General features: G+C 45.0%; 16 protein-coding genes. 10 read left to right on the top strand and 6 right to left on the bottom strand.

Going from position 1 to position 19,138, the window contains the following annotated elements; genetic code table 11:
* The first annotated feature begins 44 nt into the window (after positions 1 to 44).
* From ACTRWI_RS02380 to ACTRWI_RS02355, 6 genes are all read left to right on the top strand, one after another.
* Entirely contained in the window at positions 45 to 1,079 is a 1,035-nt protein-coding gene (locus ACTRWI_RS02380) for an efflux RND transporter periplasmic adaptor subunit (protein ID WP_499129040.1), read from the top strand.
* A gap of 1 nt (position 1,080) precedes the next feature.
* Positions 1,081 to 2,166, top strand: coding sequence for an efflux RND transporter periplasmic adaptor subunit (locus tag ACTRWI_RS02375; protein WP_499129038.1), 1,086 nt, complete (start codon positions 1,081 to 1,083; stop codon positions 2,164 to 2,166).
* Positions 2,159 to 5,269 (top strand): efflux RND transporter permease subunit, encoded by a 3,111-nt coding sequence (locus ACTRWI_RS02370; protein ID WP_499129036.1) that lies wholly within the window; start codon positions 2,159 to 2,161, stop codon positions 5,267 to 5,269. Before ACTRWI_RS02375 ends, ACTRWI_RS02370 begins: the two co-directional genes overlap by 8 nt.
* A gap of 76 nt (positions 5,270 to 5,345) precedes the next feature.
* The gene (locus tag ACTRWI_RS02365) at positions 5,346 to 5,912 is read left to right on the top strand and encodes a DNA-3-methyladenine glycosylase I (protein ID WP_499129034.1); all 567 of its coding nucleotides are present in this window, start codon (positions 5,346 to 5,348) and stop codon (positions 5,910 to 5,912) included.
* A gap of 107 nt (positions 5,913 to 6,019) precedes the next feature.
* Entirely contained in the window at positions 6,020 to 6,991 is a 972-nt protein-coding gene (locus tag ACTRWI_RS02360; RefSeq protein ID WP_499129033.1) for a winged helix-turn-helix domain-containing protein, read from the top strand.
* A gap of 32 nt (positions 6,992 to 7,023) precedes the next feature.
* Positions 7,024 to 7,452 (top strand): hypothetical protein, encoded by a 429-nt coding sequence (locus ACTRWI_RS02355; protein WP_499129031.1) that lies wholly within the window; start codon positions 7,024 to 7,026, stop codon positions 7,450 to 7,452.
* A 111-nt stretch (positions 7,453 to 7,563) separates the two neighbouring features.
* Here the strand turns inward: ACTRWI_RS02355 and ACTRWI_RS02350 are convergent, their stop codons facing one another.
* Both ACTRWI_RS02350 and cls read right to left on the bottom strand, forming a co-directional pair.
* Positions 7,564 to 8,748 (bottom strand): cystathionine beta-lyase, encoded by a 1,185-nt coding sequence (locus tag ACTRWI_RS02350; protein ID WP_499129029.1) that lies wholly within the window; start codon positions 8,746 to 8,748, stop codon positions 7,564 to 7,566.
* Between the two features lie 181 nt (positions 8,749 to 8,929).
* A complete protein-coding gene (gene cls, locus ACTRWI_RS02345; RefSeq protein WP_499129027.1) occupies positions 8,930 to 10,384 on the bottom strand; it encodes a cardiolipin synthase in 1,455 nt (484 codons plus the stop codon).
* A gap of 366 nt (positions 10,385 to 10,750) precedes the next feature.
* On the opposite strand from cls, the gene ACTRWI_RS02340 reads away from it, so the two are divergent.
* The 4 genes from ACTRWI_RS02340 to ACTRWI_RS02325 all read left to right on the top strand — a co-directional run bounded on the left by ACTRWI_RS02340 (position 10,751) and on the right by ACTRWI_RS02325 (position 14,885).
* Positions 10,751 to 12,184 (top strand): sodium-dependent transporter, encoded by a 1,434-nt coding sequence (locus tag ACTRWI_RS02340; protein ID WP_499129025.1) that lies wholly within the window; start codon positions 10,751 to 10,753, stop codon positions 12,182 to 12,184.
* A 604-nt stretch (positions 12,185 to 12,788) separates the two neighbouring features.
* A complete protein-coding gene (locus tag ACTRWI_RS02335; protein ID WP_499129023.1) occupies positions 12,789 to 13,067 on the top strand; it encodes a hypothetical protein in 279 nt (92 codons plus the stop codon).
* Between the two features lie 157 nt (positions 13,068 to 13,224).
* Positions 13,225 to 13,923, top strand: a complete 699-nt coding sequence (locus ACTRWI_RS02330; protein WP_499129021.1) for a TIGR01621 family pseudouridine synthase — start codon at positions 13,225 to 13,227, stop codon at positions 13,921 to 13,923.
* Between the two features lie 8 nt (positions 13,924 to 13,931).
* Positions 13,932 to 14,885 carry a class I SAM-dependent methyltransferase gene (locus ACTRWI_RS02325; protein WP_499129020.1) on the top strand — a complete coding sequence of 318 codons (954 nt, stop codon included), beginning with the start codon at positions 13,932 to 13,934 and terminating at the stop codon, positions 14,883 to 14,885.
* 77 nt (positions 14,886 to 14,962) lie between these two features.
* Here the strand turns inward: ACTRWI_RS02325 and ACTRWI_RS02320 are convergent, their stop codons facing one another.
* The 4 genes from ACTRWI_RS02320 to ACTRWI_RS02305 all read right to left on the bottom strand — a co-directional run bounded on the left by ACTRWI_RS02320 (position 14,963) and on the right by ACTRWI_RS02305 (position 19,061).
* Positions 14,963 to 15,583 carry a CDP-alcohol phosphatidyltransferase family protein gene (locus ACTRWI_RS02320; RefSeq protein ID WP_499129018.1) on the bottom strand — a complete coding sequence of 207 codons (621 nt, stop codon included), beginning with the start codon at positions 15,581 to 15,583 and terminating at the stop codon, positions 14,963 to 14,965.
* On the bottom strand, positions 15,573 to 16,223 hold the full coding sequence (locus ACTRWI_RS02315) for an ATP-binding cassette domain-containing protein (RefSeq protein WP_499129016.1): 651 nt from the start codon (positions 16,221 to 16,223) through the stop codon (positions 15,573 to 15,575). The genes ACTRWI_RS02320 and ACTRWI_RS02315 overlap by 11 nt, the downstream gene beginning before the upstream one ends.
* Positions 16,189 to 17,817, bottom strand: coding sequence for an ABC transporter permease (locus ACTRWI_RS02310; protein WP_499129015.1), 1,629 nt, complete (start codon positions 17,815 to 17,817; stop codon positions 16,189 to 16,191). Before ACTRWI_RS02310 ends, ACTRWI_RS02315 begins: the two co-directional genes overlap by 35 nt.
* 77 nt (positions 17,818 to 17,894) lie before the next feature.
* The gene (locus ACTRWI_RS02305; RefSeq protein ID WP_499129013.1) at positions 17,895 to 19,061 is read right to left on the bottom strand and encodes an ABC transporter substrate-binding protein; all 1,167 of its coding nucleotides are present in this window, start codon (positions 19,059 to 19,061) and stop codon (positions 17,895 to 17,897) included.
* Positions 19,062 to 19,138: the final 77 nt, after the last annotated feature.

Here is a 19,138-nt window from a genome sequence, read left to right as displayed (position 1 = left end):
TTATTCTATGTTATAAAAATATTTATAGATATGGATGATCACCAATGTATCGAGCCTCCCTTGTCCTATTGACGGCCCTAGCTGGGTTGTCTGGGTGTGGTAAGGAGCTTCCTCCCGTACCTGAACCTGAATCTAGACCCGCCAAACTCTTTACCGTCTCCGTCGGTAATAATACTTTTGAGCGTAATTTCCCTGCTACAACTGAAGCTGGTGATAGAGCGTTACTCGCATTCCGCGTTCCCGGATTATTACAGAGCATCGATGTGGCTGCTGGGCAGCATGTTTCGAAAGGCGATAAACTCGCCATGTTAAACCCTGATGAATATCAACTGCTAGAGAAGCAAGCAAAAGCGAACTTTCAGCTTGCCGATGTGCAGTACCAACGTGCGATTAAACTGCGTGAAGACCGCGTAGTGTCAGAGCAAGATTTCGACCAAGCGAAAGCGAACCACAATTCGGCTCGTGCGATGCTTAATCAAGCGAATGCGAATCTTCGCTACACCACTTTAGTTGCCCCTTATGATGGCACCATTTCCATTATTCCAGCTGAAAATCATGAATACATTGCCGCTAAAGAAGGCGTCATGAATATTCAAACCAATCAGATTCTTAAAGTCGTTTTCTTATTGCCCGACCAACTTATTACGCGTTTTTCTTCTGGGTTTGAAACCGATGCGACCATGGTATTTGATGCGTTTCCTGAAAACTCCTACGTACTGACGTTCCAAGAGGTCGATACAGAAGCTGACCCAAAAACTGGTTCATATAAAGTGACCATGGTGATGGAAAGACCAACCGATATCGGCATCTTGCCAGGCATGTCTGGTACCGTGAATCTTGTGTCGGCCCAAGCAGCTGCAACCAAAATCCCGGCCTCTGCCATGATGACTGATGGCGATGATGTCTCAGTTTGGCGAGTGAATAGTGATGGTATCGTTGAAAAAGTGGCGATTATAATTGATGAAAAACGTCACATTGTCTCGGGCTTAAACGATGGCGACCGCATCGTAACGTCTGGTGTGAATGGCCTTGAATCCGGGGTTAAGGTTCGAGAGTGGATCAAGGAAAGGGGGCTATAACATGAGTGCATTCAAATTAGCTACAGGACTGTCATGTTTAGCTTTGCTGACCGCTTGTGGAGAAGAGCCTCAAGTAGAAGCTGAGAACATTCCATTGGTTAAAGCGATTGAGATTTCAGTATTAGATTTCAATGACAAACTCTATTTCCCAGCCGTTGCCAATGCGGCAGAAAAAGCACATCTGAGCTTTCGTGTGGCGGGCGAGATATACAGGCTCGATGTCAAAGAAGGCGAACGAGTTGAGGCTGGGGATGTGATAGCTGAGCTTGATCCTACAGACTATCAATTAGACGTCGATAATGCCCAAGCTCGATATACTGTGGTGAACAGCCAGTTCAGGCGTTCAGAACCTCTAGTGAAAAAGGGCTTACTCGCGAAGTCTCAGTTTGATGAGATTGCCGCTCAACGTCAGATCGCATACGCCGAGTTGGAACTGGCGAAGCTTCGCTTGTCTTTCACTAAGCTCAAAGCTCCCGTTGATGGCATCATTTCCCGTGTCAGTGTCGATCAATTTGAGAACATTCAAGTGGGTCAGCAAATCGTGAATATTCACAGCGTTGATGATGTTGAGGTGGTGATTCAGCTACCTGATCAAATTTACGTTAATCAGCCTAGCGAGACGATCCTTGAAAATGTGACGGCCTTGGTACGAGTTCCAAGCGGTAATGAGTACCCAGCAGGCATTAAAGAGTTCACAACAGAGCCCGATCCGAGTACCGGAACCTTTACTGTGACCTTGGCACTGCCGATGCCCGAAGACGATCTGATTCTGGATGGTATGGCGGTCGACGTTACCTCACATGGTCGAGATATTGGTTTAGAACTGAGAGCTGGTGTTTTAGTGCCTATTGAGGCGGTATTCAATGCTGACGGCGATGAACTTACTCGAAAGAACTCATTCGTTTGGGTCATTAATGACGACAACACAGTTTCAAAGCAGAAAGTGGTATTAGGTAAAGCCAACCAGAAAACGTTGCAAATAATCAAAGGATTAGAGATGGGGCAACATATAGTTGTAGCGGGCGTATCGCGATTGCGAGATGGGATGACAGTGGAAGTATTATCTCAGGAGGCGAACAATGAGTGAAGCAAATAACAAGCCCCAGAATGACTTTCAACAAGGTGATGATCAGATCACGGGCGTAGCAGCTTATTTTATTCGCAATAAAGTTATCAGTTGGATGCTCTCGTTAATCTTCCTGATTGGTGGTGTGTCTGCCTTCTTTGGTTTGGGTCGTCTAGAAGACCCGGCCTTTACTATCAAAGATGCGATGGTTGTCACCTCTTACCCAGGTGCGACACCTCAGCAAGTGGAAGAGGAAGTAACCTATCCACTAGAGAAAGCGATTCAACAACTTACCTATGTTGACGAGGTTAACTCTATCTCCAGCCGAGACCTGTCTCAGGTAACGGTAACGATGAAGAATAACTATGGCCCAGACGATCTGCCGCAGATTTGGGATGAACTTCGTCGAAAAGTAAATGACTTGAAAGTGTCACTACCGCCTGGTGTGAACGACCCACAAGTCATTGATGATTTTGGTGATGTTTACGGTATTTTGCTCGCGGTAACCGGTGATGGCTACAGCTATAAAGAACTGTTGGATTATATTGATTATCTAAGGCGTGAGCTGGAACTGGTTGAGGGGGTCAGTAAAGTTTCTGTTTCTGGTCAGCAGCAAGAACAAGTATTCATCGAAATCTCGATGAAACGGATCAGTTCTTTGGGTATTTCGCCGAGCACGGTATTTAATCTTTTATCGACTCAAAACATTGTTTCCAGTGCAGGCGCTGTGAGAATTGGTGACGAATACATTCGTATCCATCCTACGGGCGAATTTCAGAATGTAGAGCAACTGGGTGACTTGATTCTGACCGAAGGTGGCGCTCAAGGCCTTATTTATCTAAAAGATGTGGCAGAGGTAACCCGCGGTTATGTTGAAGTACCGACTAACATTATTGGCTACAATGGCAAACTAGCGCTTAACCTGGGGGTGTCCTTTGCTCAAGGCGTAAACGTGGTCGCGGTGGGTGAAGCGTTTGACCGAAGACTTGCTGAATTGAAATACCAACAGCCAGTAGGCATCTACATTTCAGAGGTTTATAACCAACCTAAAGAAGTAGATAAGTCAGTGAGTGGCTTCGTGGTGAGCTTAGGGCAGGCTGTTGCAATCGTAATCGTGGTGCTGCTGTTCTTCATGGGTCTGCGTTCCGGTCTTTTGATTGGCTTGATACTGCTACTGACCGTGTTTGGTACCTTCATTTTCATGCAGTACTTCAAAATCGACCTACAACGTATCTCACTGGGTGCATTGGTTATCGCACTGGGGATGCTAGTGGATAACGCCATAGTGGTGGTTGAAGGGATATTGATCGGCACGCAGAAGGGGCGAACCAGGATGCAGGCCGCCACTGATATCGTAACTCAGACTAAATGGCCATTGCTGGGGGCAACGGTTATCGCGGTAACGGCATTTGCGCCTATCGGTTTGTCTGAAGACTCGACGGGTGAGTACTGTGGCACCTTGTTCACGGTTCTACTTATCTCGCTAATGTTGAGCTGGTTTACGGCTATCTCAATTACGCCATTTTTTGCCGATATCTTCTTTAAAGGTCAGAAGGTCGATGCAGATAATGAAGGCAAAGACCCGTACAACGGGATGGTTTTTGTTGTCTACAAAAACTTCCTAGAATTCTGTATGAAGCGTGCGTGGCTAACCATGATTGTTCTGGTTATTGGTCTAGGTGCGAGTGTTTACGGCTTTGGTTTTGTAAAACAAGCTTTCTTCCCGTCATCGACAACGCCGATGTTCCAAGTTGATGTTTGGATGCCGGAAGGGACCGATATTCGAGCGACCAACACTAAGCTTAAAGTGCTTGAAAGCTGGTTAGCTGAACAGGACGAAGTTGAACACATCACGACGACCGCAGGTAAGGGCTTGCAACGTTTCATGCTGACTTACGCACCAGAGAAAAGTTATAGTGCTTACGGCGAGATAACGGTTCGCGTTAAGAGCTACGAAGTGCTTGAAGGGCTAATGAAGCGCTTCCGTGACCATGTTAACGGTCAGTTCCCTGAGATCGACTACAAGCTAAAACAGATCGAGTTAGGTCCTGGTGGTGGTGCGAAGATTGAAGCTCGTATCGTAGGCTCTGATCCAACGGTATTACGTTCAATCGCAGCACAAGTGATGGATGTAATGCGTGCTGATAGCGGAGCGTTTAACGTTCGCCACGACTGGCGTGAAAGAACTAAGGTGCTAGAGCCTCAGTTCAATGAAAGCCAAGCTCGTCGTTACGGTATCACCAAGTCTGATGTTGATGATTTCCTCGCGATGTCTTTCTCTGGTAAGTCGATTGGTGTGTATCGTGATGGTACAACGCTGATGCCAATTGTGGCTCGTTTACCGGAAGATGAGCGTGTTGATATTCGTAACATCGAAGGTATGAAGATCTGGAGCCCTGCGCTAAGTGAATACATCCCTCTACAACAAGTAACGTTAGGTTACGAGTTGGAATGGGAAGATCCACTGATCATCCGTAAAAACCGTAAGCGTATGCTGACAGTAATGGCGGATCCAGACCTACTGGGCGAAGAAACGGCGTCTACGCTACAGAAGCGCCTGCAACCGCAAATTGAAGCGATTAAGATGCCGTCAGGTTATTCTCTTGAGTGGGGAGGAGAATATGAATCATCAGCTAAAGCGCAGGCATCTCTGTTTACAACCATGCCTCTTGGCTATTTGTTTATGTTCTTGATCACTGTGTTTCTGTTTAACTCAGTAAAAGAGCCACTGATTGTGTGGTTAACGGTACCTCTAGCTTTAATTGGTGTGACGACTGGCTTGTTAGCCTTAAACACCCCATTTGGCTTTATGGCTCTGTTAGGCTTCTTGAGCCTATCCGGGATGCTTTTGAAGAACGGTATCGTACTGCTTGACCAAATCGAGATTGAGATGAAGTCAGGTAAGGCCCCTTATGTGGCTGTTGTTGATGCTGCACTAAGCCGTGTTCGCCCGGTATGTATGGCAGCGATTACGACGATTCTTGGTATGATTCCGCTATTGCCTGATATCTTCTTCAAGCCAATGGCGGTAACCATTATGTTTGGTTTGGGTTTTGCGACGGTACTGACGCTTATCGTTGTACCGGTACTGTACCGCCTGTTCCATAAAATTGACGTAGCATAACGTCAATTTACCTTTGAAATAATGCCCCTAACTGGGGCATTATTTTTATGTACTATATTTAAGTGAGATTATCGAAATGAAAGCGAATGCTACTGAGAGAACTTGTGCATGGGCACTTAAGCATGAACTTGAAAGGGTATACCACGATACTGAATGGGGCGTCCCCGTCTATGATGATCAGGTGCTGTTTGAATTCATCACACTAGAGGGAGCTCAAGCGGGTCTTAGTTGGATTACGATACTAAAAAAACGAGAGGGCTATCGTGCGGCATTTGAGAACTACGACTTACACAAATTAGCAGAACTCAATGAAGACAATGTAGCCAATATCATTGAAAACTATGATGTGGTAAAGCATAAGAGCAAGATTGCTTCCGTATACAACAATGCTCGTGCAGCGCTGAAACTTCAAAAAGAGTTCGGCTCTTTATCTAATGCCTTATGGCAATTTGTCGATAACAAGGTGGTCGAAAATCAGTGGACAGAGATGTCACAAGTCCCTGCTTCTACTGAGCAATCTAAAGCAATGAGTAAGTTTTTAAAAAATCGAGGCTTCAAGTTTGTAGGTGAAACAATCTGTTATGCGTTCATGCAAGCTACCGGTATGGTTAATGACCATATGGTGTGCTGTCCCCACAGGTAGGTTATTTATTATCGCGAAAATAGTTACTTATAAATGACAAAAAAGCACTAGCCATTTATAAACTATTTAATATTATATGTGACCGAGTTTAAAGATAGAAAACGATAGTGAAACAACAAAACTACCAAATATGTGATGCTAGTTATGATCCTTTGCTTAGGCAGTTTGTGCGTGAAGATGGACACGTAGAAACTATCTCGCCACTAGAAGGCAAGGTATTCCTTCTCTTGCTTGAAAATGTGGGCGAGTGCATCGAACGAGGTCTGATATTTGATAGATGCTGGGGCAATGTGATTGTCTCGGAACAAGCGCTTACCAATGTAATTTCAAAGATCAGAAAAACATTATCCAGGGTAACCTGTGGCTGCGCAACGATCCGCACTGTCAGTAAAACCGGCTATTCCCTTGAAATCGACGAGTCGAAAAAGATAAGCTTAAACAACCAAGCTGTGCCACAAGCAGATGTTGGTGAAGCCCAGTCTGCATCTGCAGCGGCTATAGCAACAAAGTCTACTATTCAAGAAGAGCTAATTGCACCAGCAGAAAGAGAATCAACATCAAGCCAAGAGCCTGTAAAGAATTCTTCAACTATCACTTCGGACTCTATAACTTCAAATCAAGCGCACGGTTCGGTTGCACTTGGTTTATCAAATATCACTAGCAATAAGCACGCGGTAATAGCGGGCTATACATTCGCACTTATTTGTGTTCTCGTTACTGCGTTCAATCTACTCCAAAGTTACTACAAGCCAACGCCTTACTTTATTGATAAGTCGGAATATCGAGATAGTTACACAGACAATACTAACCACTACTTTTTCCATATTGTTCAAGGAGATTCTTATTCGCTACCAGTGATAACAGAAAAGCTGACCAGTGTGATACCTAGCCACTGTAATGTGGATGTGTTTGTTCGTATTTATCCATCTGTCGACCAACCAGAGAGCGATGCTTTGTACATGTTAGTTCAAAAGAAGGATGGCGAGGCTCTCAATTACGGGGCGACAATTTTCAATGTAGAAACGTCTTTTGACTCGTTTGCTGCCTATATGGAAAAGAGGGGCTACTTTTGCGATTAATTGGTTTACTCATTTTATTGGCAATTGCATCGATGAGCTTTTTTCTAGACCAGAACATACTGGCAGGTACTCGATGGCATTGTAAAACACTAAAAACGGATTTCTTATCTCAGGCATATCAACCGTACCAATCACTTTATGAGCGAATAATCTTTACTTTTCAGTCTGACCAAACTTATAGCATGAGAGAGTTTGTGACGATCACTGAGAAAGACGGTACCGAAGGCACAATGGAAAACCTTTATTCTGGTTACTATGGTTTGGACGGTGATCATTTGTCGTTGAGCATTATTGACGTAAGAACCGCAACTCCATTTCATGATCCGATCATTAATCAGGAATACAGTGATTACAAAGGAGTGACCATTGATTACTCGATTTTGGAGAAGGAGCAGTCCCTGTATCTGTTTAATGAGAACCGCTCTGAAATCTTTAATTGGACATGCTTTAAAGTTCAATAAATGAACTTTAAAGCACTTTGCGTCAGTTGTGGAGTTATAGGCTACTGATGCACAGAACAGAAAAAGGCAGGAGTACCCTGCCTTTTTTGTATGTTGAATATACAGTTCTAGTTAAACCAGAGCGCTGTAGCGATCTAATCCTGCCTCTAGATCTGCAATCAAATCATCAACATCTTCTAAGCCGATATGTACACGAATTAAAGTGCCGTCGAAGTTTGGATTTGCTACCGTTCTTAGGCTGTTAAAGTTGCTCGGCTCGTTCGCTAGAATTAAGCTCTCAAATCCACCCCATGAGTAACCCATACTGAAGTGTTTCATACCATCAAGCAGTGCTGTAGTTGCTTGTGTATTCGAACTCTTTAGCACAAACGAGAACAGGCCATTACCACCGGTGAAGTCTCGTTTAAAAAACTCATGACCAGGGCATGATTCAAGAGCAGGGTGCCGAACGTGGTCTACTTCAGGCCGAGTTTCTAACCACTTCGCGACTTTTAAGCTGCTTTCTGCATGTTGGCGTAGTCTTACATCTAAGGTACGAATGCCACGTAGGCCAAGGTAAGCGTCATCTGGTGAAACACATTGGCCCATTAAGTAGCTTTGCTCTCTTAGTTGATCCCAGCACTTTTCATTAGCGACTGCAGTTCCTAACATTACATCAGAGTGACCGACGATGTATTTAGTCGCCGCTTGAATCGAGATATCAACACCAAAATCAAATGGAGAAAAATTAACACCAGCAGCCCACGTGTTGTCTAACATCACGATGATGTCATGCTCGTGAGCAATGCGCGCGAGTGTAGGGACATCTTGAATTTCCATGGTGATTGAACCCGGCGACTCGGTAAATAACACCTTAGTGTTTGGCTTGATAAGCTCTTTGATGCCTTCGCCAATTGTTGGTTCGTAGTAGGTGGTTTCTACGCCCATCTTTTTCATGATGGTGTCACAGAAATCGCGAGTTGGCTCGTAGCAAGTGTCAACCATCAGAATATGGTCGCCTGTTTCTACAAAAGAAAGGATCGCATTGGAGATAGCTGCCGTTCCACAAGGGAAGAGTGCACAGCCTGCGCCGCCTTCCACTTCAACCATCGCATCTTGGAAGGCAAAATGGGTGTTGGTTCCACGACGTCCGTAAAAAAGGGTCTTGTTAGCGCGGTTAATCGTCGCTTTACGCTTCTCTTCTACTGAGTTAAATACGACAGTTGAAGCGCGTTGTACTGGTGGGTTAACAACACCATTGGTCCACTTCTTATCACGACCGGCTGTGATCAGTTTAGTGGTTTTGTTTTCGGACATGTTGTGAATTCCTTATCAGTCGGTTATGTCCTATTTAAAACATGCCAAGAGTGTTCAAAGCAAGAGCGGAGCGGGGATTTTTACGCTTTTCTTGAGATTTTTAATCTTTCACTCAGTAAAGAGTGAAAGATTAAAAATGATCGATGGGGAAACAGTGAGCTATTACATCTTACCGATTAAATTACAGAAGAGGATTGAACAGATAGAACAGTCTTTCAAAGAAGCGGTTGCGTAAACTTCTTTGCTCCCATTGCTCTAAGTCAACTGAGTGGGATGAATCGATGTAAGATTTCTGCAGTTTAGAGAGTTTCTGAGTGAAATGTACTTCATCCACCGCTAGCGTCACTTCAAAGTTGAGCCATAAACTGCGCATGTCGATATTAACCGTTCCAATCAAGCAGAACTCTTCATCGATGACTACCGACTTGGTATGAAGAAGACCACCATAGAATTCGTAAATCTTAACGCCGGCTTCGAGCAATTCGGTATAGAAAGCGCGAGAGGCCCATTTTACCATCAACGAATCATTGTTATGGGGAATGATGAGTTCTACGTTGACACCACGTTGAGCCGTCATCTTAAGCGTTTCTAATAAGTCCGCACTCGGCACAAAGTAAGGGGTCGTAATACGTACGGTATGGTTAGCCTGATTGATCGCAATAGTCAGAACCTGCAGGATCAAATACTCCGGCATACCTGGGCCTGACGGCACAACTTGTACGGGATGATGCGTCACCGCTTCTTCAACAGAACATTCAGGCAGTTCAGGCAGAATGCGATCTCCAGTTTCTACTTCCCAGTCCCAACCATGGATTGCAGAGAGCACGTTAACGGTTGGGCCTGTCACACGGACCATGACATCAATCCACTGACCAACTCCTGAGCTTTGTTTGAAATGAGCAGGGTCAACCATATTCATTGAGCCTGTGTAGGCAATAGTCTCATCAATCACGATGATCTTACGGTGCTGCCTTAGATCAAGGCGTCGCAAGAAAATACGCCACGGGCTTACTTCCAGAGCTTGTACAACCTGCACACCGGCATCTTTCATCATTGGTAGCCAATGGCTTTTGAAAAAGCGCGGGCTACCCGCAGAATCGAGCAAAACTTTAACATCTACGCCACGTTTTGCTGCGCGAATCAGAGCTGAGGCCACTGAATCTGTTAGGCCGCCTGGGTGCCAAATATAGAAAACCATCTTAATACTGGTTTGGGCATTTTCTATATCTTCGATGATAGCGTGTAGGATCTCGTTTGGTGAAGATTGCAGGGATAGAGTGTTTCCGCTGAGCGCAGGAATGCCCATTCGATTGTTACAAAGCTCATCAATCTTATGGATAGGGGAGCCGACTTTCCCCGGTTGGTGAAGTTGGCAATCATTCAATTGACGGAACCAATCTCCAAAGGGAGTAAACATGCGATGTGCACGCTCAGCCCTTGTTCTACCAAGGTTCAGTTCACCAAAAAGGAAGTAACAAGCCACACCTACAATTGGGAGAATGTAGATAACCATAAGCCAGGCGAGAGAAACGCTGACAGAGCGTCGTTTTAGTACAACACGCAGTGTTACACCGGCTACAAGGACCCAGTACAAGACGACAGAGGCTAAAGTTAAAAAATGGTAGAGCTTTTCCACATTGAATACTCGAAAAAAGAGACACTTAGATAGTAATGCTATTTTTTGGATATGGGAATTTAAGGAATCAACTATTTACAAATTAGAGCAAAAGCTATAAACAGGTTTTAGTTGTTAAGTTTTGGTTAACTTAAGACGAAAACGATTGTTTTGTTTAAAAAGGCGGCATTTAACAATAAAAATTTACATTGGTAACGAAATATGTACGGTTCGGGCTTCCAATTTTATTCTTAAACTGGTTTACTTGCTATACACAGAGCGTCAATCAAATCTTCTAGGTGTGTAAAACCGTTTGTACACCTTATCTTTTAAAGACGCCACCCAAAGCAAAACACAACATCACACAACACAAATTTTGGAGTAAACGTGGCTACTAGTAATACAACCACAACACCCCGTGATACCTGGGGTTCGAAGTTAGGATTCGTAATGGCTGCAGCAGGTTCTGCTGTTGGCTTAGGTAACATTTGGAAATTCCCATACACAGCAGGCGAGAGTGGCGGTGGTGCATTCGTTGCAATTTACCTGTTTTTTGTAATTTTTATCGGTTTCAGTGTAATGCTGACTGAATTTGCTATTGGCCGTCATACGCAAAAATCAGCAGTAGGTGCATTCAAATCAACTGACCGTCGTTGGACGTTCGCTGGTGTTATTGGCGTAGTAAGTGGTCTACTTATCATGGGTTTCTACCCTGTAGTAGGTGGTTGGTCTATCGCATACATCGGTAAGATTGCTGGTGGTCTTCTAGACGCACCTGAAGCAATCGGTGACAGCTTCGGTGGTTTCATCTCTAACCCAGTTCAACCACTAATGTGGATGGGTCTATACCTACTTCTTAACGTTGTTATCGTTATGAAAGGTATTTCGGGCGGTATCGAGAAAGCGGGTAAGGTTCTAATGCCACTGCTATTCCTGATCCTTATCGTGGTATCGATTAAAGGTCTGACTCTTCCCGGTTCTATGGCTGGTCTTGAGTTCCTATTCAGCCCTGACTTCTCGAAGGTAGACAGCAACGTAATTCTAGCTGCACTTGGCCAAGCATTCTTCTCACTATCTTTAGGTATGGGGTGCATGTTGACTTACGGTTCTTACCTTAAGAAGAAAGAAAACCTAGTTCAAACTACCGCTATGGTTACAGCAATGGATACAGGTGTTGCTATCCTAGCTGGTGTTGCAATGTTCCCAGCAATGTTCGCATTCGGTATGGAACCAGCAGCAGGTCCTGGTCTAGTATTCGTTGTTGTTCCTCAGCTATTTGCTGAGATGGGCGGCGTAATTGGCCTTCTATTCGCACTTATGTTCTTCATTGGTCTAAGTGTTGCTGCTCTAACATCTTCTGTTTCTCTACTAGAGGTTGTGGTTTCTTACTTAATCGATGAGAAAGGTATGAAGCGTGTAACTGCAGTACTGTCTGCAAGTGTTGTAATGGCTGCGCTATGTATCTTCGCTTCTCTATCTCTTGGTGGCCTTGGTCCAACACTATTCGACACGGGTGCATTTGATATCTTCGACCTACTAACAGATAAGATCTTCCTAGCTGTTGGCGGTATGTTGGTATGTATCTTCGCTGGTTGGAGACTAAACCGTGCAGACTTAGAGAAAGAAATCACTAACGACGGTGAAGTATCTTTCCCACTATTCGGCCTATGGTACGCACTAGTTAAGTACATCATCCCAGTAGCTATCGCAATCGTTGCGTTCATGGGTATCTCTTCTGGCTTCGACAGCGGTAAAGGTGCAATCATGTTACTAGGTATTGGTATTATCGCTGGCTCTGCGCTTATCTCTAAGAAGCTATAATCGCAAGTTAGTTAAGTAACGAAAGAACGGGAGCAATGGCTCCCGTTTTTTTATGTCTGCAACTTAATCATTGCTAAAAAATGACCACTAATATTCACTAAAGTTATCCATCTGGCGTATTAACTGTAAATGCTAAGCTATACAGGCCGTTGTTTATTTAGGGAGGTGTTGTGTGAAACTATCCTGTCAGAAAAAAGCTTTATGCCGGGTTTGGCTCAATTTTGGCGGTGCTTGTTACCTTAGTTACCATCGTCTGGTTTGAAGTCATTGATGCCCACAAAAGCGCAGAAGAAATAAGAATGGACGATGTCCGAGCACTGTTAGCTGTTTTGTACTGATTGATTAAGCGTGTGATGTATACCGATATGCGCTTGGTGCAATCGTTCTGGATGATAACGCACTGAATGACTTTCACACTAATAAGAGTGATTTCGTTAAGGCGAGTGAACTGGCACGTGTACGCGATTTTGGGCATGATCTTACTGTTGAAGTGTGAATAGTGGTAGAGAGAGTAACCAAAGCGAGACAAGAAGTGTCTGGTATTATTCAATCGATTCAGTCTGGTACTCAAGAAGCGGTGATTTATACCTAAGATAACGGCCGTTTGGTCGAAATTGGTGTTGATCAAAGTTCTGGTGCTGTTTCTGATCTAGAAGCGATTGTGAGCGGCGCAGGCAATGTACAAAGTATGGTTAACTCAATTGCTACCGCAGCAGAAGAGCAGACCGCTGTGACCAAAGAAATTGCTTCAGATATCACGGCGATCAGCGATATCTCGGAGCATTTCTTGCAACTGGTAACGCGTAGCTCAGAAAATACTTCAGGTTTGAACGGTAAAGTTGCGGAGCTAGAAGCTTTGGTTGGTAAGTTCAAGCTCGCTTAGATCCTATTCATAGGGGGTAAAAACTCCCTCCTGAATGCAGACAACGAGGAACAAGCCCAACGATTCAACCTTTATTGAGTGAGTTGGGCTTTTTCGTGGCTGGAATCTGGATTCAGACACGGTATACTCCACCCTATATAACGGAGCTAGCCTTTACATGTTCGATATTCTTCTCAATCACTCTGATTTTTTACTCATCAATAAGCACCCTGGAGTCAGCGTCCACAAAGACGATGGCGATACCATGCTGCTTCAAGAAGTGGCTAAGGCAATCAATGAGCCTAAGCTGTATCTCGTTCATCGTCTCGATAAAATGACTTCAGGCATTCTGTTATTAGCCAAGAGTGCATCAGCATCGAGTGAGCTTTCACAGCTATTTGCTAAGCGCGAAGTGGAGAAGTACTACTTGGCGGTTGGCTCTAAGAAGCCGAAGAAAAAACAGGGTTTGATTTCTGGGGATATGGAGCGATCTCGACGATCTAGCTGGAAACTCTTAACAACCAAAGAAAACCCAGCAATAACTCAATTTTTATCAGCAGCGGCTGAACCCGGTGAGCGACTTCTTTTATGCAAACCCTATACAGGGCGTACGCACCAGATCCGCGTGGCGATGAAGTCGATAGGCTCAGCTATCGTTGGTGACCCAATTTATAATCCATCGAGTGAGGCCGACAGAGGTTATCTGCATGCCTTCGCGATTCGATTTACTTATCAATCACAAGCCTACCAATTTGTCTGTGACCCAAGGAGACTAGACTCTTTAGGCGAGAAGTGGAACCAAGAGAGCGTATCTAACGGTTTGGACGGTTGGCTTGAACCTTGGTCACTCGCGTGGCCAAAGCTAAACACTAAGTGAGTGAAATAATGGAAGCATCTGCTTTACCGGTATTTTTTGAACATATCGAACAACAGCTAAACGAAGTACCTAACGAGCTACGTCGTATTTTTCATGGCCGCGGTAAGTTTTGGCCTGGCCTGGAACAGATCACATGTGATTGGGTCGGTGGCCAATTATTGGTCAATGTGTTTAAAGAGGTTGATGACGCGTTTTTGTCATCGCTTAAAGACGGTTTGCTAGCGCTGACTAACAAAGATATTTGGCAAACCAAACAAGGTACAAGTATTGTGCTTCAACACCGTTATGCTGAAGGCGCACCTTCGGAAGTGCTATGGGGTGAGCTTAACGACTCTCCAGTGGTTGTTGAGCATGGACTTAAGTATCAGTTAGACATTGGCCGTAACCAGAACTTTGGTCTGTTCCTAGACATGCGTAATGGCCGTCAATGGGTGCAAGGCATTGCAAAGGGTAAGAACGTACTTAATTTGTTCGCATACACTTGTGGCTTCTCTGTGGCTGCAATTGCGGGTGGCGCTCGTCAATGCTTGAACGTTGATATGTCGCGTGGCTCACTGAACAAGGGGCGTGATAACCACCGTTTGAACGAGCATGACATGCGCTCGGTGAATTTCCTTGGTTACGACATCTTTAAGTCGTGGGGAAAAATCAAGAAGGGCGGTCCTTATGAGTTGGTGATCATTGACCCACCTTCGTTCCAAAAAGGCAGCTTCGCCCTAACTAAAGACTACAAAAAGATCTTACGTCGTTTGCCAGAGCTTCTAACGGAAGGCGGTGAAGTGATCGCATGTGTGAACTCACCTGCAGTGTCACCTAACTTCCTTATCGAGACGATGGCAGAAGAAGCGCCAAACGTTGAGTTTATTGAACGCTTAGACAACCCACCTGAGTTTGTTGATGTCGATCTTGATTCAAGCCTCAAAGTACTGAGGTTTAGAATTAACACACCTGCTGATGCTTAATCTAACGTCAGCATTAGAAAAGAAAACGCCACTCATATTGAGTGGCGTTTTTGTATCTTGTTGGTGTCGTTAGACCACTAACTTTCCTGCTGGATCTTAAGAGTTTGGAACCCAAAATAGATACGCATAAACGTGGTGAGCCAACACGCAGCACCAAAGGTATAGGCGATAACAGAAAAGTGTTGTGGCCAAATACAAAAGGCAATGAAACAGGCGATGGTCTCTGTCCCTTCGGTTAGGCCAGACATGTAGTAGAGAGACTTGTACTTGTACACTGGATTCTCAATACCTCGTTTGCCCGCCATGACTGCAAACGCCAAAAAGCTACTGCCTGTGCCGATAAAAGAGAAGATCAAAAATGCACCGGCAATGGCGTTGTGTTCTGGATTGGCAATCACAAAACCAAAAGGGATCAGTGAATAGAAAAGGAAATCTAAACTGATATCGAGAAAGCCGCCCGCATCACTGATGCCTTGGATTCGGGCTAAGGCGCCATCAAGTCCATCACAAACTCTGTTGAAGATGATGAAACCTAACGCCAACTCATATTGCTCAAGCGCCAACGTCGGAAACGCTAAACAGCCGACCAAAAAACCGAATAGGGTGGTTTGATTGGCGGTAATACCGACTCGATTCAGTACTTTGGCAGATTGGTTTAATGGCCACTTGATGACCTTTATAGAGTATTTATCCAGCATGGTTGCTTCTCCATGGCCAAGAGAGCACTTGAGCCCCTTGAGGCACATCCGCTTCGTCGTGCGTCACCATCAGGGTTGGGATATCGGCTTTGGTTAATTGCTCAAAGACCCATTCTCGAAATTGTGCTCTGAGCTCTTGGTCTAACTTACTGAACGGTTCGTCAAGTAGAGCCAATTTAGGCTTCGCCAATAACATACGAGTTAAACTGATTCTCGCTCGTTGACCACCAGAAATCTGATCAGGAAAAGACTCTGCTAAGTGTGTCAGTTCAATGTCCTTTAACGCTGCAGTGGCTTGCTGTTGGCGAGCAGAGCCTTTAATCGAATTGGGTAGTGAGAATGCCAAGTTTTCCCATACTTTTAGGTGAGGGAACAATAGGTCATCTTGAAAAAGAATACCGACCTCACGTTGATGTGATGGGAGATTGTCCAGTTGAATATCATTCAAAACAACGCTTCCAGAATAAGAAAACTCTTCATTCAAGTGGCCTGCGATGGCGTCCAATAAGGTGGATTTACCACAACCGCTCGGTCCCATCAATGCCAGTATCTGGCCCGATTCTAATGTTACATTCAGCGCTGAAAACAGCGAGTCGCCATCGGTTTTACGGATGGCGAGGTCGTTGAGGTACAGACTCATTACTTAAGAAACCTTTGAAAGTAAGACGGCGATATCTGAGTTGAAGTCGGCTGACTAATATCGCTAAAGAGAAGAAGAACAGAGGCAACAAGGCCTGCCAAATTGCATAAATGGCGGTCACTCTACGGTCGAAACCGCTCGTTAGGGCGACAGCTTCTGTCGTGATGGTACTAATTCGCCCTGCGCCTAGCATCAATGTTGGTAAGTATTGAGCCAAACTCACGCTGATACCAACGGCCCACGCAAAGGCAATAGCTGGCAACAATATAGGCAGTTTGATGGAGTACCAGCTTTGAAATGGTGATTTACCCAAGCTGAGTGATGCTTTAATGAGCCCATCGTTGAAGCTTTTCCATGATCCATCTAACGATAAGTAGACAAATGGGAAGGCGAAGAATACGTGTGCCCAAATCACCCAGAATTCATAGGCGTTGCTTCCTACATACAGCGTGGTGACCTGCATACCGAATAATACCGATAGCTGTGGGATCAACATCGGAATCGCGATAACAAAACCAGGTACTTGCCACTTGTATTTGATTCGGTACTCATGAGCAATCAGTGCAAGGACCAGCGCAACTGAAGCAGCGATCAGACCAATCCATAAGCTTTGACCAATGATACTCATGATGCCATCCCATTCAAATTCCCAAAAGCGCATGCTGTAGCGACTCGGAAGTAAGTCAGGGAATCGCCAACGTTGAGCCACGCTCCAAATCATCATCAAAGGAATGATTGCGAGTGATAGTGCTGCCAAAGCTGTGAATACGGTTTTTCCAGGTAGTTTAATGCCTGTTCGCCCCGAATATTGCCAAGCTCTAAAGAACTTCAAGACAGCCCATTCAATGAAGCGGGCTAAGGCGATGATCAACGACGCTAATCCGAACAAAACGATAGCGCCAGCCGCTGCTCTCGGCAGTAGGTTCAGATCGGGATCGTTGAACCATTGCCAAACTAAAATGGCAAAAGTAGGCGGGTTAGTTGGGCCAATGATTAGCGCAATATCGACAACTGATAAGCTGTAGGCGAGCACCGCCAACATTGGGAAGCGAAGCTTGGTGAACCATTGTGGAAAAATGCACTTCCACCATATCTGTGAGCGACTATAGCCCAATGAAGCACTGACCTTAGAAATACGCTCTACATCAATTTGCTGAAGTATCGATATACTCATAAGCAATAAGAAAGGTACTTCTTTGAGTGACAACATAATGATCAAGCCCAATGCATAAGGATCTTTTACGAGCAGCGCTAAATCGGAACTGGTCGCGGATTCACCCAGCAAATGGTGTGCAGCTCTCGCTCCGAGACCTGTCGGGCTAAATAGAAAAGCAAAGCCAATGGCGAAAGCCACGTGGGGAATAGCCAGCATAGGTGAAAGGGTCAGTTCGATCTTTCTCCAGAACCGGTTTCCCCATGAAGCTTGGAGAATACAAAAAGTAAGAAAGCACGCGATGTAGCTGCTCGCAATCGCAGAACAAAGACTCAAACCAATAGAGTGCCAAGCGCCTTCCCATTGGAATACTTGGCTAACACCGTTGAGAGAGGGCTCCATCAACCCTAGGGGCGGGATATAACTCAGTGACGAAGCCACTACTCCCGCTACCCCAGGAATTGTTGGGATAATGCATACTACTATAACGACAAAATATAGAGCACGTAGCATCGAGCTTAGTTACCGTATCGTTTTAGCCACTCTTTCTCGAGTGCGTTTTGCCAGCTTGGGTGTGGTTCATCAATCGATTTAAATTGCTGAGTATTCTTAGCACTACCAGTTAGGTACATACTGCTCAATACTGAAGGGTCACCCCAAACATTCAGGTCACCTTTACGCGATTGTGCTTCTGGGCTTAACAAGAAGTTGATGGTCACTTGTGCGCCAGCGGTAGCATTCGCATTCCAAGGGATCGCAAGGAAGTGGATGTTAGATAAAGCACCGTTTTCCATCGCATAGGCTTTGGTTGTTTCCGCTAAACGGCCACTTGATTGGGCTGAATACACAGAGTTTGGATTGAACGTAATCGCGAGGTCGAGTTGTCCGTCATCCAAAAGCTGAATACTTTCTGATGTGCCTGCCGGGAATTGTTTACCACCGCGCCATGCAACTTTGTGGAATTTATCTAAGTAAGCCCATAATGGTGCAGTGATCGCTTGAAAGTTCTCTTCTGAAACCGGCTTTGCGAGTTCAGGGCTGTTGTTGGTTAGCTCAATCAGTAAAGACTTAATAAAGCTGGTGCCGTGAAATTCTGGTGGGCGAGGGTAGCTCAAACGGTTAGGGAATGCCTGAGCGTAGCTCAACATCTCTGAAAACGATTGTGGTGGATTGTGCAGTGTTTCTTGGTCATGAATGAACACTAATTGCCCAACGCCCCAAGGTGCTTCTAGACCTTCCGTTGGCTCAGAAAAGTCGACATCAATGGGTAAAGACTTATCGACGTACTTCCAGTTAGGAAGGGATTCTGTGAATGGGCCAAACAACAGTTTGTTATCTTTCATCGAACGGAAGTTCTCGCCGTTGATCCAAACGATATCGACACTGCCTTCGCTATTCTTACCTGCGGCCTTCTCCGCAAGTAGGCGAGTCGCTGTTTCAGCGATATCTGTGACTTTTACATGTTTTAACGTTACGCCATAATCACTTTGTAACTTCTTGCCTGCCCATTGTAGGTAACGGTTGATCTCTTGGCTTCCGCCCCAAGCGTGAAAGTAGACAGTTTGTCCTTCTGCCTGCTGTTCTATTTGATTCCAGCTATCGGTGGATGTTACTTCATCAGCATAAATGGTTGCGCTGTAGGCAACGGTTGCCATGATTCCTAATAAACTTACTATCTTGTTCATAAACTTTTCCATTTTGTAGTGAACGGGCAAGAGCATTGTGTTTTCGAATTCCCTAGGGCGTGTTGACCTTTCGTGAC

It is taken from the genome of Pseudoalteromonas sp. G5_S1_14_S5, from assembly GCF_054968605.1.
This window is presented reverse-complemented; position numbering and strand designations above follow the sequence as displayed.

What these genes read in the sequence shown, in the direction of transcription:
- ACTRWI_RS02350 (WP_499129029.1), bottom strand. Translation starts at nt 8,748, where the DNA reads ATGTCCGAAAACAAAACCACTAAACTGATCACAGCCGGTCGTGATAAG.
- ACTRWI_RS02370 (WP_499129036.1), top strand. Translation starts at nt 2,159, where the DNA reads ATGAGTGAAGCAAATAACAAGCCCCAGAATGACTTTCAACAAGGTGAT.
- ACTRWI_RS02325 (WP_499129020.1), top strand. Translation starts at nt 13,932, where the DNA reads ATGGAAGCATCTGCTTTACCGGTATTTTTTGAACATATCGAACAACAG.
- ACTRWI_RS02315 (WP_499129016.1), bottom strand. Translation starts at nt 16,223, where the DNA reads ATGAGTCTGTACCTCAACGACCTCGCCATCCGTAAAACCGATGGCGAC.
- ACTRWI_RS02320 (WP_499129018.1), bottom strand. Translation starts at nt 15,583, where the DNA reads ATGCTGGATAAATACTCTATAAAGGTCATCAAGTGGCCATTAAACCAA.
- ACTRWI_RS02355 (WP_499129031.1), top strand. Translation starts at nt 7,024, where the DNA reads ATGAGCTTTTTTCTAGACCAGAACATACTGGCAGGTACTCGATGGCAT.
- ACTRWI_RS02375 (WP_499129038.1), top strand. Translation starts at nt 1,081, where the DNA reads ATGAGTGCATTCAAATTAGCTACAGGACTGTCATGTTTAGCTTTGCTG.
- ACTRWI_RS02305 (WP_499129013.1), bottom strand. Translation starts at nt 19,061, where the DNA reads ATGAACAAGATAGTAAGTTTATTAGGAATCATGGCAACCGTTGCCTAC.
- ACTRWI_RS02365 (WP_499129034.1), top strand. Translation starts at nt 5,346, where the DNA reads ATGAAAGCGAATGCTACTGAGAGAACTTGTGCATGGGCACTTAAGCAT.
- ACTRWI_RS02380 (WP_499129040.1), top strand. Translation starts at nt 45, where the DNA reads ATGTATCGAGCCTCCCTTGTCCTATTGACGGCCCTAGCTGGGTTGTCT.
- ACTRWI_RS02330 (WP_499129021.1), top strand. Translation starts at nt 13,225, where the DNA reads ATGTTCGATATTCTTCTCAATCACTCTGATTTTTTACTCATCAATAAG.